This is a genomic window from Levilactobacillus sp. LN180102 (assembly GCF_050106635.1).
Taxonomy (GTDB): Bacteria; Bacillota; Bacilli; order Lactobacillales; family Lactobacillaceae; genus Levilactobacillus; species Levilactobacillus brevis.
Map to the genome: position 1 here is coordinate 15881 of NZ_JBNIIX010000009.1, position 13726 is coordinate 29606.

Sequence of the window (13726 nt, forward strand, 5' to 3'; positions counted from 1 at the left end):
GTCGATTAGGCTGGCGTCTTTTTTTATAGAAAAGAGTGTGTCCAAAAGCGATTAGCTGCTTTTTAGCGCACATTTCGACACCAGATATTCGGAAACGCAAAAAAAGACCTCATCCCCAAAAGGATAAGGTCACAGTGGTCGCTTGCGTGAACAAGACCGCTAAATATCTTTTAACCATGGTGAAAGCCAACCACATGTCTAATTACTTCGAGGTCCAAGAAGATTGATGACGTCTTATAATTCAATTTAGTAATCGCACGTTGTTATCTCAAAGGTCAATTAATGATCGCGGCGTAACAACAGGCGGGTCAGTTGTTCTAATGACTGTTGTGCTGAACCAGCTGGTAACTGCTGAATTAAAGTCAAGGCTCGGTCAGTATAGTCACGAGCCAATTGTTTAGCCGCACCGACCCCGTCATATTGTGCCACTAATGCTTGGACGTGCTTGATGTCCTCTAAAGTCATCGCTTGTTTTTTCTTTAACAACTTATGAAAGTCACGTGGTGCGTGCGATAAGCTCAATAGCAGGGGCAGGGAGTAGACGCCAGAGCGTAAGTCTTCTAGAACGGGCTTCTGGGTTTTTTTAGGATCACCGGCGTAATCTAAAATATCGTCGAGCATTTGATAAGCACACCCAATCGCGATGCCAATCTCACGGGTGTGGTCGATAACGCTTTGCGGCGCACCGGCCAATTGGGCGCCTTGATAGCAGCTCAAGGCAAATAATTCCGCCGTTTTACCCGCAATTTCGTTGAGATAGGCGTCTAGGGTGATGTCTTCGCGATAGTTCAAGTCCATTTGATGCAATTCACCTTGTAAAATACGGCGCATAGCATCGATGTGGTTTTGAATCAGTGACCGATCCGTCGTTGACTGCAACACTTGGTCAAAGTAGACCGTAAACATAAAGTCCCCAGCGTAGATGGCATTGCGTTGTCCATATGTCATCTGAATCGTTCGGACGCCACGTCTAGTCGGTGAATCATCAATCACGTCGTCATGAATCAACGTGCCAACGTGGAGAATCTCAATGGCGGCCGCCCCCGCTTGGAGTTGGGCTGGAGTTGCCGCGTTACCAAACGTTGAGAATAAGTAAAAATAACCGGGACGCAACAACTTGCCGCCGGATTTTAATAGCGCTAATATTTTATGATGAATAGGTTGGTTATCCAGCTGAACCGTACGCAATAAATAATCTTGCAATGCGGTTAGTTGCGGCTCCACTTGAGGAAATTGCCGCCAAAGTTGTCGATCCATTTTGCACCTCACTAATGGTTACATTAAAATTTATCTTACCGACAAGTGGAAACGTTGTCAAATAAAGGTTATCATCAAATCAGAATTCATAATTTTAGGGGGATTACCATGACGTTACCAATTTTTCTGGAACTTGTTGAAATTAAAGCCAAAATTGCCTCGGTCTGGCCGTTTCTATTAGGGGTTATTTTCGTTCAGGCCAACTATGGTCAACTTAACTGGGGACTTACGGGGCTATTCTTTATTGCGATGTTGTTATTTAATATGGCTGTGGACATTAATGATAACTACCAAGATTATACCAAAGCTGGTAGCCAAGCGGCGGAATGGAAGAAAAATACCAACGTTATTGGTGTGAACGGGTTGTCGGTTAAAGGAATCTTTACCCTGATGGCAACGATGGCTGGCGTAGCAGGGGTAATTGGCTTGTATCTTGTTTGGCAGACGGGATGGCCATTGTTAGTCATGGGTATTTTCTGTTTTTTAGTGGGTTACTTGTACGCGGGGGGGCCACGCCCCTTATCGGGAACACCGACGGGTGAATTTTTTGCCGGGTTCACCATGGGTTATATGATTATGCTGATCACAGTGTATCTAAACTTGTATCAAACGGGAAACTTTACTGGCAGTTTGATGTTGCGCGTGTTGTTAGCCTCAGGAATTGCCGTCATGGCCATTGCGGCGTTGTTATTAGCCAATAACATCTGTGATGCCCAAGAAGATCTCGATTTGAATCGCACCACCATTGTCTATTATTTGGGCGTTAACGGGGCGTTGTGGTTGTTTGCTAGCTTCTATGTCATTGGCTACGGCTCACTTATTGCCAGTGTATGGTTAGGCGATTTACCACACTGGTCTTTACTAGCGTTAATCAGTGTGCCCCTCGTTTACCGTAATGTGCGTGGCTTATTCCAAAAACAAGTCAAAAAGGAAACCTTTATTTTAGCTGTTCGTAGTCTTGGTATTTTAGCGCTAACGACCGTTTTAGCAGAGTTGTTGGGGCTTTGGTTAGGTTAAACATTCATAAATGTCGGCCAGACGCGTTGTTTTTTTAAGGTTCAATCGGGTAGAATAGAGAAAATACTTTTTGGAGGGCACACACGATGAAAATTTTAGAAGATCGCATTCGCCAAGACGGGACGGTTCTGACGGGCAACGTCTTAAAGGTTGATAACTTTTTGAACCACCAGGTTGATCCCCAATTGATGAATGAGCTTGGTCAGGAGTTTGCGCGGCGATTCCAAGATGCCCATATTACGAAGATCCTGACGGTGGAATCTTCTGGGATTGCACCAGCAGTTATGGCTGGCTTGCACTTGAATGTGCCGGTTATCTTTGCTCGCAAGCATAAGAGCCTGACCTTAACGGATAATTTGTACACCGCTAAGGTTTATTCCTACACGAAGCAGGTCACCAATGAGATTTCGATTGATCGTCGCTTTTTAGCGGCTGACGACCGTGTGTTAATTATCGATGACTTCTTAGCGAATGGACAAGCCGTGCAAGGGTTACTCGACATTGCCAAGACGGCCCAAATTACGGTTGCCGGCGTTGGTGTCGTGATTGAGAAGCGGTTCCAAAAGGGTCATCAGATGGTGACCGACGCCGGGGTTCAACTCGAAGCGCTGGCTAGCATCGCATCGTTTGAAGCTGGTCAGGTAATTTTTGCTCAAGATTAGGCGATTCTAACTTGTTTAACGACTGATGAAACTTTAAAATAGTTAGTAGAATAATATCATTTAACCTAAGAAAAATTTATGTGAGAAAGTAGGGAATGAATTTGGCGAACACGGTCTTATATCCAGGCGACACAATTGGCGTCATTGGCAATAGTGCTAACGCAGCGATGTTGGTGACGACGGCGCGAAAAATGGGCTTACGTGTTGGTGCTTACGGTGCCGATGAGACGAGTGAAGCGTTACAGTTGGCAGATTTTAAAGCGGTTGGGTCAAATAAGGACCGCGACAAGCTGCAGCACTTTGCGGAAAGCTGTGCGGCGATCGTCTATGATTCCGAACAAGTTAACACGAGCACGGTGAAATTTTTAGCGCAGTATACGCAAATTCCTCAAGGAACCGACATGCTAGAAATGATGCAAGACCGGTTGCTAGAGCGTGCTTTCTTTGAACAACTAAATGTCAATATTGCCCCCTATGCGACGATCATCAATTTGGATGATGTTTATCAATCAGTGAACTCTATCGGGTATCCGTGCGTACTGAAGCCAATCCAAAAAGAATGGTCCAGCGGCCGTGAACTGGTGATTAAGACACAAACCGATATTGCCAAAGCAGCTGGTTTGCTAGATTGGGGAACTTACATTTTAGAATCCCAGATTGCTTATGATCGGGAATACTCGATTCTAGTGGCTCGTGACCAAGAAGGAAATCAACAAGTCTTTCCAATCACGGAAGTTCAGGCTGACGGTGATCAGGTACAACGGACTTGGGTGCCAGCCCAGTTAGATGATGCCGTTGCCGGTGAAATTCACCGAATTGCCGGCGAAGTGGCCAAACACGTGGATTACGTTGGGGTCTTTGAAGTGGCCTTTTACTTGACGAGTAGTGGCGCCATTTATGTGAAGAAGATTGTGCCAGCGCCTAGTGAAGCGGGGTATGTCTTTGATGTCGCTGCTACGGTAGATGAATTTGCGGAGCATTTCCGCGCGATTGCGGGCATGCCACTAGCTGAACCTCAATTATTAACGCCAGCTGTTACGGCGTCATTCACCGCCAATCAATTGGATGCGATGCGGACGCAGTGGCAAATTAAGGATAATTGGCACTTTACTTTCTATCACTTGCGGCAACAAGCCGATGATGAAGTCATGGGGCACATTTCAGTTCAGGGTAGTGCCATCAAGCCAATCTTGGATCAGTTAGACGATACGGCGATTTGGACCAATCAAACGACCGACAATCAGTAACCATTAAGAAGTTTAGGGACCAGCCTAAACTTCTTTTTCTTTTACAGCCAAGCGATGTGACGCGGGCTGTTGACAGGTGACGTACTCCGCCGATTAAGCGAGCAAGTTTAATCAGGATTTAATCAAAATAACCGCAAGACTTCCAGCAGAACATACGTTTTTTTGGTATACTATTCAAGACTAATCGACAGAGAGGACTGTGTTCAGGGTGGCAGGAGAAGAATTATTAACTGGCATGAACGATAAGCAAACGGAGGCCGTACTCCAAACGGAGGGGCCATTATTAGTATTGGCAGGTGCCGGTAGTGGGAAGACCCGGGTGTTAACGCACCGGGTCGCCTACCTAATTGAACATAACAACGTGATGCCGTGGCGGATTTTAGCCATTACCTTTACCAATAAGGCGGCCAAGGAAATGCGCGAACGGGTGATTAAGTTACTAGGACCAGATGGTAATGATGTCTGGGTTTCAACATTCCATGCCCTGTGTGTTCGAATCTTGCGCCGGGATGCAGATAAATTAGGGTATAACCGGGCGTTTACTATTGCCGACCCCGGGGAACAACGCACCTTAATTAAACGTGTTTTACAGCAACAAAATTTAGATATCAAGAAGTTTGATCCCCGCTCAGTATTGGGAGCAATTTCTAATGCCAAGAACGCCCTGCAGACGCCAGCCATGATGCGCGAGGCAGCCGGTAATCCATTTGAAACGACGGTTGCGACGGTGTATGAAAGTTATCAACGAGAATTACAGGCGAACCAGGCTATGGATTTTGATGATTTGATTATGCTGACCATTAAGCTATTCAATCAGGATGCCGATGTGCTGGGGTACTATCAAGATAAATTCCAATATATTCACGTGGACGAGTATCAAGATACCAATGATGCGCAATACACCTTGGTGAACTTACTAGCGAAAAAGCATGGCAATCTATGTGTGGTTGGTGATGGTGACCAGAGTATTTATGGTTGGCGTGGCGCGAACATGGAAAATATTTTGAACTTTGAGCACGACTATCCGGATGCGCACGTCACCTTATTGGAGCAGAACTATCGCTCAACGAAGACGATTTTACGAGCCGCTAACGATGTGATCCAGCGAAACGTTAATCGTAAGAAAAAAGATTTGTGGACTGATAATGCCGAAGGTGAACCCATCTCCTATTACCGGGGGCAAAACGAAAATGATGAGGCCCATTATGTGGTGGCCAAGATTCAAGAAGAACGGGAACAAAATCACCATGATTATGGTGATTTTGCCATTCTTTATCGAACAAATGCCCAGTCTCGGGTGATTGAAGAAACACTAGTTAAGGCCAACATTCCCTACACCATGGTTGGTGGGCATAAGTTTTATGACCGAAAGGAAATTCGGGATGTTTTAGCTTACTTGACTCTGGTGGCCAATCCGGCTGACTCAATGAGTTTGGAACGGATTATTAATGAGCCCAAACGAGGTATTGGGGCCACGAGTGTTGAAAAGTTGCGGGACTTTGCTGAAATGAACGATTGGACGGAACTGGAAGCCACTCAAAACATTTCACTAGCCACGACGCTGAGTGCTCGTGTGCGCACGGCGATGGAGAAGTTTGGGCTAACCCTCAAACATGTTCAAGACCGCGCGGCAACCATGAGTGTTTCCGATATGACGAGTGAGTTATTGGATCAAACGGGGTACATGGCATCGTTGAAGGCCTCAAAGAATCTAGAGGCCGAAACGCGAATCGAAAACATTGAGGAATTTCTATCAGTCACGCAAAAGTTCGATGATGACTGGGACAACGCCGATCATGATGAAACGGAAGACCGGTTGGTTGAGTTCTTAGCAGATTTGGCGTTAGTTTCAGCCCAAGATGACGTTGAAGAAGAACCCGCCGAGGTGACCTTAATGACCTTGCATGCGGCGAAAGGCCTTGAATTTCCGGTGATCTTCTTAATGGGGCTGGAAGAAGGTATCTTCCCTCTGTCACGGGCAATGCTTGAAGATGATGAATTGGAAGAAGAACGGCGGTTAGCCTATGTCGGGATTACGCGGGCGCAAGAAAAGCTCTACTTGACCAACGCTTATTCGCGGATGTTGTATGGTCGGCGGCAAACGAATCCCCAATCCCGATTTGTGACAGAAATTGCACCGGAATTGCTGCACTTGGACTACAGTGAAACTAAATCCGGTTTGACACCGAGCCGCCGGGATGTGCCATTTGCTCGGCGAACGGCCAGTGCGGTTGCGAAGCCATACGCTGGTAAGACTGGGCGGGTGAGTGAACCAACCGGAACGGGTGCTGGTAAGGTTAGCTGGACGATTGGTGATAAAGCCAGTCATAAAAAGTGGGGCGTGGGTACCGTGGTCAAAGTTAATGGTACTGGCGAAGATGCCGAACTCGATATTGCATTCCCAGAACAAGGGATTAAGCGTTTATTGGCGGCCTTTGCCCCAATCAAACGCGTAGACTAAGCATTTAAAGTTTGGGAGGAATTAGATGACTGATAAGCCCATTAAGACGCTAACCGCGGAGCAGGCTGCCGAGGAGGCCGCTGACTTACGCCCACAATTGTTAGAGTGGGGGAAGCAGTACTACGAAGCGGATGCCCCATCTGTCGAAGACGACGTGTATGATCGCGTGTATGCTCGATTGGTGGCCTTAGAAACGGCCTTTCCAGAAATTGTTACGCCAGACTCACCAACGCAGCGAGTTGGCGGTAGTTCGCGAAGTGATTTGCCTAAGGTCACTCACGATATTCCAATGCTGTCATTAGGCGATGTTTTCTCACTCGATGAACTAACAGAATTTGATGAACGACTACGAGGCAACGTGGATACACCATTTGATTATAATTGTGAATTAAAAATCGATGGCTTAGCGATTTCGTTGAGGTATGAGAATGGTAAGTTTGTCCAAGGCTCAACCCGAGGCAACGGGCAAATTGGAGAAGATATTACGGCTAATCTGAAGACGATTAAGTCTATTCCCCAAACGCTTAGTCGGCCACTGACAATCGAAGTGCGCGGTGAATGTTATATGCCTAAGGCCGCCTTTCTGGCGTTAAATGAGCGACGAGAGGCAGCGGGGCAGGCCCCATTTGCTAATCCGCGAAATGCGGCGGCCGGGAGCCTACGCCAACTCGATACGCGTGTGACAGCTGATCGGCAATTAGCCACGTTTATGTATAACGTGGCCGACTATGAGCCACTGACCACGCGGACGCAAAGTGGTTTGTTGGATGAATTGGCCGAACTCGGGTTTACGACTAATGCCACTTATCGAGTAGCCCATGATATGGCGGACGTGGCTGCTTATATCGAAACGTATCAAGCACAGCGAACGGAATTGGCCTACGGAATTGATGGTATTGTGATTAAGGCAAATGATTTGCCCTTACAGCGTTCCCTGGGAGCGACCGTGAAAGTTCCGCGGTGGGCAATTGCGTATAAATTTCCGCCGGAAGAAGTGCAGACCCGGGTGTTAGACATTGAATGGACCATTGGCCGAACGGGTGTGGTTACGCCCACGGCCATTATGGAACCCGTGGCATTAGCTGGGAGTACGGTGGCTCGCGCATCGTTGCATAATCCAGATTATTTGATTGCTAAGGATATTCGCATCGGGGATACGGTGTTGTTGCATAAAGCAGGCGACATTATCCCGGAAATTTCGCAATATGTGGCGGCAAAGCGTCCGGCTGAAGCGAAAGCCTATGTTATTCCGACGACTTGCCCATCCTGTGGAGCTGAATTGGTTCATTTAGATGACGAAGTGGCCTTACGCTGTATTAATCCCCGCTGTCCAGCCCAGTTGGCCGAAGGGATGAACCACTTTGCTTCCCGAAATGCGATGAACATTGCGGGACTGGGTCCACAAATTGTGGCCCAGCTCTTCGATCGAAATTTGGTTCAGGATGTGGCTGATTTGTATCGGCTAACGACCGATCAATTATTAACTTTAGATAAATTTGGGGAGAAGTCGGCCCAAAACCTCTTGACAGCCATTGATAATAGTCGCAATAATTCATTAGAACGTTTGCTATTTGGTTTGGGCATTCGCCATGTGGGAGCTAAAGCTGCCCGATCATTGGCAGCAGCGTTTGGTGATATGGCGAGTTTAATGGCCGCTGACAGTGAGCAGATCTCCGCGATTGATACAGTGGGGGGCATCATTGCTGATAGTGTGGTCACCTACTTTGCTAATACGCAGGTCCATGAACTGGTTGCTAAACTACAAGCCGTTGGGGTCAATATGACTTATACCAGTGGGACACCCGCCACCAATTCGACGAGTGAATTTACGGGTAAGCGGGTGGTTCTAACGGGAAAGTTACAAGAGTTGACGCGTCCACAAGCAACTGAATGGTTAGAACAACACGGTGCGACAGTGACCGGCAGTGTGTCTAAGAAGACTGATCTGCTGATTGCTGGTGAAGCGGCCGGTAGTAAGCTAGCCAAAGCTCAGTCACTCGACGTTCCCGTGTGGAATGAAGCGCAATTGCAAGCAGCCATGGATGAAACGAAATGATGACTTTAGGAGGAAACAAGTCGTGAAACGGTTACGAACCTTTATTGCGTTAGCCGCGGTGCCATTATTTTTGGCCGCGTGTGGCAATTTAAGCAGTTCCAGCATTTCTGGAACGTCTGGGACCAGCAAATCAAGTAAGACCCAATTGACGGGGCAAAGCTCGGATGGTGACTATGAAGGGGTTATTAAGAGTGGTCATTACCAGACGAGCAAGTCGCGTGGGGTAACCAATAGTCAGGATTCTGGCAATACCTACAACGTGAAGAGTTTTGAAAATGGTATGTTAGACGTTTCTAAGAAAGTCTTCTCTACGAAGAGCTACGTTTTCCAAGAAGGCCAGTATTTAAGCTCATCAACTGTTCAAAATTGGTTGGATCGAAAGACCAAATCAAATCCAACTGGATTGAATCCGAAGAGTAACGGCTCAACATCACCAACGAAGCGAAATCCAGTTTACATTCAAGCGTTGGAAGAACAAGACTATATGACCCAAAAGAATAATAAGCTTTCTTTAGGTGGTGTAACGATTGGGATTGCCGTCAATTCGGTGGATTATTATAAGAAGACCCAGTACGGTGCCACTTATGAGACCAAGATTACCAAAGCTGAGGGTGAAGCTTACGCGAAGAAGGCGGCTAATACGGTCTTAAAACGGCTCCGTAAGAAGTCGGCGTTAAAGAACGTGCCAATCGTGATTGCAATCTATCGGCAGGCCTCCAATGATAGTCTGGTCGGTGGTAACTTCATCGCTTATTCTGAGAATAAGGGAAGTGCAACGACCGTTTCTAAGTGGAACGCTTTGAGTGAAAAGAACTACGTGTTCCCAATTGAAAGTGGGTCTAGTAGCCCGAACAGTAACGATGAAACCTCCTTTACTAACTTCAAGTCGCAAGTGGAAAACTTCTTCCCGAACTTGAGTGGTGTGACGGCGCAAGCCCATTACAGTGGAAATACATTGACTGGGATGCACGTCAATATTACGACCCAATTCTACAGCCAAACAGAAATCATTAGCTTCACGCAATATCTGCAAACGGCGGCACAGAAGTACTTACCATCAAGTGTGCCCATTGACATTACCGTCTCATCGACGGATAGTGTGCAAAGTTTCCTTTCCCGTTCTAGTGGGGCAAAGAAATTCACGAGTCACGTCTTTAACAGTTATTAAATCTAATTTCGAAGGTGTGTGGGCTACGGCGTGCACGCCTTTTTGGTTTATAGATTGTTATCCTAAATATGCAAAAAAACACGCGCAAAAAGATAATGACGGTAGAAAATTCCTGTGTTTTAAACTGGGTGGTGATTGTCCGCCCCCTGGTCGCGACAAATGGGCTGGAACGTACCGGACACGACTTTAAGCCAAGCAGGGCACTTGTCTTAAAGGTCGGTCTTATCCTAAGCACGCTAAAAACACGCGCTAAGGATAACGACGGTACTGGGCCCATTTGCCGCTTCCCGCCGAGCTACCGTGGTGTGACAGGGTAATCTGGTTAAGTGCCAAGTTCAGCTAGAACAATTCTGACTTGCTAGAAATAGTAATCTAATTATTGATGAACGTTAGTATTGGCGTTGCCTGCTACTACTCATGGTTGTACTTATCCCAATAAGGTGCTGTCTATATCTCCGTGTTAATGGCCGCTTAACCCAGTGTTATCACCAATAAGTAGCCATTTTACCGTGAGACAAGATTCTTTTTGTCATAATCTTTGGCGTACAGCGGATATATGGTAGAATGGCAGTGTATGTTTATTCTCAGAAACTGCGGGTAAACGCTGAATTGTGGATAAATCAGAAAGAGGGATAATTGATGGCTAATCGAATCAATCGAGAACAAGTTCAACACGTTGCCAGTTTGGCAAAACTTGAATTTACGGATGCCCAGTTGGATGCTTTTACACCCCAACTTGACGACATTATCGGTCTGTTTGAAACGCTGAGTGAAGTCGATACTGACGGCGTTGAAGCCACGAGCAGTGTCACGGACCAACTCAATGTGATGCGCGAAGACGTTGCCGATAACTGGGGTCAAAGCCAGTCATTACTGAAAAACGCGCCAGAAGCTGCCCGGGGCTTTATTAAAGTGCCGGCCATCATTGACGAAAGCGAGGATAACGACTAAATGGATTACTTTAAAACAGATCTCGCTAGTCTCCACGCTGATTTGGTTGCTAAAAAGATCAGCGCCCGAGAATTGACGCAAGCAACTTTTGACAATATCAAGACGACCGATGCTCAGGTCGATGCGTTTTTAACGCTGAACGAAGATGCCGCTTTAAAACAAGCCACTAAGATTGACGAACAAGGTGTGGCAACCGATCAACCACTGGCAGGAATTCCAGTGGCATTAAAAGATAACATTGTGACGAAGGGCCTAAAGACGACCGCTGCTTCTAAAATGCTAGCGAACTTCAACCCCGTCTATGATGCCACGGTTACTGAAAAATTAGCCCAGGCTCAGATGATTACGGTTGGGAAAACGAACTTGGATGAATTTGCCATGGGTGGTTCAACCGAAAACTCTGCTTTTAAGACAACCAAGAATGCTTGGGATTACACCAAGGTTCCTGGTGGGTCCTCAGGTGGTTCGGCGGCGGCCGTTGCTTCCGGTCAAGTTTTGGCTGCTTTGGGCTCAGATACCGGTGGTTCTATCCGACAACCAGCCGCATTTAACGGCATTGTTGGCCTAAAGCCAACCTATGGCCGCGTTTCTCGGTGGGGCTTAATTGCCTTTGGTTCTAGTCTGGACCAAATTGGCCCAATGACGCGCAGCGTGAAGGATAATGCCACTATGCTAAGCGCCATTGCTGGGCATGATGAGCATGATTTGACGAGTTCGACACAACCAGTCCCTGACTTTGCGGCAGACTTAACCGACGCAACGAGTGTCAAGGGGATGCGCATTGGCTTACCCAAGGAGTTTTTGGCAGATGGTGTCGCTGATGATGTTAAACAGGCGATCTTAGCTGGTGCTGATACGTACCGGCAATTGGGTGCTACGGTGGATGAAGTTTCCTTACCACATAACAAGTATGGTGTCGCAGCTTACTACATTATTGGCTCGTCTGAAGCATCATCTAACTTGCAACGGTTTGACGGGATTCGGTATGGTCACCGGGCCGACGATGTGAAGAATTTGGAAGATGTTTACGTGAAGTCACGTTCTGAAGGTTTTGGTGACGAAGTTAAGCGCCGGATTATGTTAGGGACATTCTCCTTATCAGCTGGTTTTTATGATGCTTACTTCTTGAAAGCAGCCAAGGTGCGGACGGTTATCATGAATGATTTCAAGGCTGTCTTGAAGGATCATGACTTTATCATGGGCCCCGTTGCGCCAACACCAGCCTTTGGCATTGGCGACGAAATCAAAGACCCAATTACGATGTATATGAATGATGTCTTGACGATTCCAGTTAACTTAGCTGGGCTACCAGGCTTGTCCTTGCCAGCTGGCTTCAGTCAAGGCTTACCGGTTGGTATGCAACTTATCGGCCGGCCATTTGATGAAAGCACGTTGTATAAGGCGGGTTACGCCTTTGAGCAAAATACGGACTTTCATTTACAAGTTCCCACGTTAGGAGGTCAACACTAATGAACTTTGAAACCACGATTGGGCTGGAAGTCCACATTGAGTTGAAGACCCATTCAAAGATCTTTAGCCCATCACCAGTTGCCTACGGGGCTGACCCTAACGCCAATACGAACGTGATTGACTGGGGGTACCCAGGGGTATTGCCAACTACCAACAAAGGGGTCGTTGCCGACGGGATCATTGCAGCCTTAGCGTTGCATGCGACGGTTGAACAACACACCCATTTTGACCGAAAGAACTACTTTTATCCCGATAACCCGAAGGCTTACCAGATTACGCAATCTGACAAGCCCATTGGTCACGATGGTTGGGTTGAAATTGACGTCGATGGCGTTAAGAAAAAAATCGGGATTGCTGAAATGCATATCGAAGAAGATGCCGGTAAGAACACCCATGAACGGGATTACTCTTATGTCGATTTGAACCGACAAGGCACACCGTTGATTGAAATTGTGTCGAAGCCAGATATTGCGTCACCGGCTGAAGCCTACGCTTATTTGGAAGCATTGCGGCAACGGATTCAATTTACCGGGATTTCTGATGTGAAGATGGAAGAAGGGTCTATGCGGGTTGATGTCAACATTTCTGTTCGGCCAGTTGGTCAACAGAAATTTGGGACTAAGACCGAGTTAAAGAACCTGAACTCCTTCAATTACGTCCAACGCGGGTTGGAATACGAAGAAAAACGGCAGCAACAAGTCTTAATGTCAGGTGGCGCGGTTCAACAAGAGACGCGTCGGTTTGACGAAAAGACCGGTGAAACGATTCTGATGCGGGTGAAGGCTGGTGCCGATGATTACCGGTACTTCCCAGAACCTGACCTGCCAGCACTGAACATCAGTGATGACTGGATCAAGGAACTAGATGCCGCCATGCCAGAAATGCCAGGGAAGCGGCGCGAACGATACGTTAACGAGTTAGGTTTGACGGATTATGACGCTATGGTCATTACCCAAACTAAGGAAATGTCTGACTTCTTTAACGCAACAGTTGCGTTGAAAGCTGATCCGAAGATGGCAGCCAATTACTTGCAAGGGGACGTTAATGCCTACCTGAATGATAAGCAAGTCGACCTGCAGGCAACCAAGCTAACACCAGAACATTTGGCTGGTATGATCAATTTGATTACTGACGGGACCATCTCTAGCAAGATGGCCAAGAAGGTCTTCAAGGCGATTACCGAGGGTGAAGATCCCAAGGCCTTTGTTGAGGCCAATGGGCTGGTTCAACTATCCGATCCAGCTAAATTACAACCGATTATCGATGACGTCTTGAGTGCTAACCCGCAGTCGATTGAAGACTTCAATAACGGGAAAAAACGGGCGGTCGGTTTCCTAGTGGGTCAGATTATGAAGCAGACTCACGGACAGGCCAACCCACAAGTCGTCAACAAGCTGTTGATGGCAGCATTACAGCAATAAGAACAAATGGAGGCGC

At 47.0% G+C, this 13726-nt stretch carries 10 protein-coding genes; 9 read left to right on the forward strand and 1 reads right to left on the reverse strand.

Annotated features, from left to right (window positions below; translation table 11 throughout):
• Positions 1–279: 279 nt before the first annotated feature.
• Positions 280–1257 (reverse strand): polyprenyl synthetase family protein, encoded by a 978-nt coding sequence (locus ACP4IT_RS06700; protein WP_047021090.1) that lies wholly within the window; start codon positions 1255–1257, stop codon positions 280–282.
• A 108-nt stretch (positions 1258–1365) separates the two neighbouring features.
• Between ACP4IT_RS06700 and ACP4IT_RS06705 the strand changes: the two genes are divergently transcribed.
• The 9 genes from ACP4IT_RS06705 to gatB all read left to right on the forward strand — a co-directional run bounded on the left by ACP4IT_RS06705 (position 1366) and on the right by gatB (position 13710).
• Positions 1366–2274 carry a 1,4-dihydroxy-2-naphthoate polyprenyltransferase gene (locus tag ACP4IT_RS06705; protein ID WP_011668338.1) on the forward strand — a complete coding sequence of 303 codons (909 nt, stop codon included), beginning with the start codon at positions 1366–1368 and terminating at the stop codon, positions 2272–2274.
• Between the two features lie 86 nt (positions 2275–2360).
• Positions 2361–2936 (forward strand): xanthine phosphoribosyltransferase, encoded by a 576-nt coding sequence (locus ACP4IT_RS06710; RefSeq protein WP_226769784.1) that lies wholly within the window; start codon positions 2361–2363, stop codon positions 2934–2936.
• Between the two features lie 95 nt (positions 2937–3031).
• Positions 3032–4183 (forward strand): ATP-grasp domain-containing protein, encoded by a 1152-nt coding sequence (locus ACP4IT_RS06715; RefSeq protein WP_015473988.1) that lies wholly within the window; start codon positions 3032–3034, stop codon positions 4181–4183.
• A 208-nt stretch (positions 4184–4391) separates the two neighbouring features.
• Complete coding sequence (gene pcrA, locus ACP4IT_RS06720) at positions 4392–6644, forward strand: DNA helicase PcrA (RefSeq protein WP_011668335.1); 2253 nt, start codon at positions 4392–4394, stop codon at positions 6642–6644.
• Between the two features lie 25 nt (positions 6645–6669).
• Positions 6670–8700, forward strand: coding sequence for an NAD-dependent DNA ligase LigA (gene ligA / locus ACP4IT_RS06725; RefSeq protein WP_226769783.1), 2031 nt, complete (start codon positions 6670–6672; stop codon positions 8698–8700).
• Positions 8687–9868: a CamS family sex pheromone protein gene (locus ACP4IT_RS06730; RefSeq protein ID WP_226769782.1), complete on the forward strand. Its 1182-nt coding sequence runs from the start codon at positions 8687–8689 to the stop codon at positions 9866–9868. The genes ligA and ACP4IT_RS06730 overlap by 14 nt, the downstream gene beginning before the upstream one ends.
• 639 nt (positions 9869–10507) lie before the next feature.
• On the forward strand, positions 10508–10819 hold the full coding sequence (gene gatC, locus ACP4IT_RS06735) for an Asp-tRNA(Asn)/Glu-tRNA(Gln) amidotransferase subunit GatC (protein WP_011668332.1): 312 nt from the start codon (positions 10508–10510) through the stop codon (positions 10817–10819).
• Positions 10820–12289 (forward strand): Asp-tRNA(Asn)/Glu-tRNA(Gln) amidotransferase subunit GatA, encoded by a 1470-nt coding sequence (gene gatA, locus ACP4IT_RS06740; protein ID WP_426855353.1) that lies wholly within the window; start codon positions 10820–10822, stop codon positions 12287–12289.
• Positions 12289–13710: an Asp-tRNA(Asn)/Glu-tRNA(Gln) amidotransferase subunit GatB gene (gene gatB / locus ACP4IT_RS06745; protein WP_011668330.1), complete on the forward strand. Its 1422-nt coding sequence runs from the start codon at positions 12289–12291 to the stop codon at positions 13708–13710. Before gatA ends, gatB begins: the two co-directional genes overlap by 1 nt.
• Positions 13711–13726 lie beyond the last annotated feature (16 nt).

Bases quoted from the DNA above. Each gene is read 5' to 3' on its own strand.
- gatA (WP_426855353.1), top strand. From the start codon at position 10,820: ATGGATTACTTTAAAACAGATCTCGCTAGTCTCCACGCTGATTTGGTT.
- ACP4IT_RS06730 (WP_226769782.1), top strand. From the start codon at position 8,687: ATGAAACGAAATGATGACTTTAGGAGGAAACAAGTCGTGAAACGGTTA.
- ligA (WP_226769783.1), top strand. From the start codon at position 6,670: ATGACTGATAAGCCCATTAAGACGCTAACCGCGGAGCAGGCTGCCGAG.
- ACP4IT_RS06700 (WP_047021090.1), bottom strand. From the start codon at position 1,257: ATGGATCGACAACTTTGGCGGCAATTTCCTCAAGTGGAGCCGCAACTA.
- ACP4IT_RS06705 (WP_011668338.1), top strand. From the start codon at position 1,366: ATGACGTTACCAATTTTTCTGGAACTTGTTGAAATTAAAGCCAAAATT.
- ACP4IT_RS06715 (WP_015473988.1), top strand. From the start codon at position 3,032: ATGAATTTGGCGAACACGGTCTTATATCCAGGCGACACAATTGGCGTC.
- gatB (WP_011668330.1), top strand. From the start codon at position 12,289: ATGAACTTTGAAACCACGATTGGGCTGGAAGTCCACATTGAGTTGAAG.
- ACP4IT_RS06710 (WP_226769784.1), top strand. From the start codon at position 2,361: ATGAAAATTTTAGAAGATCGCATTCGCCAAGACGGGACGGTTCTGACG.
- gatC (WP_011668332.1), top strand. From the start codon at position 10,508: ATGGCTAATCGAATCAATCGAGAACAAGTTCAACACGTTGCCAGTTTG.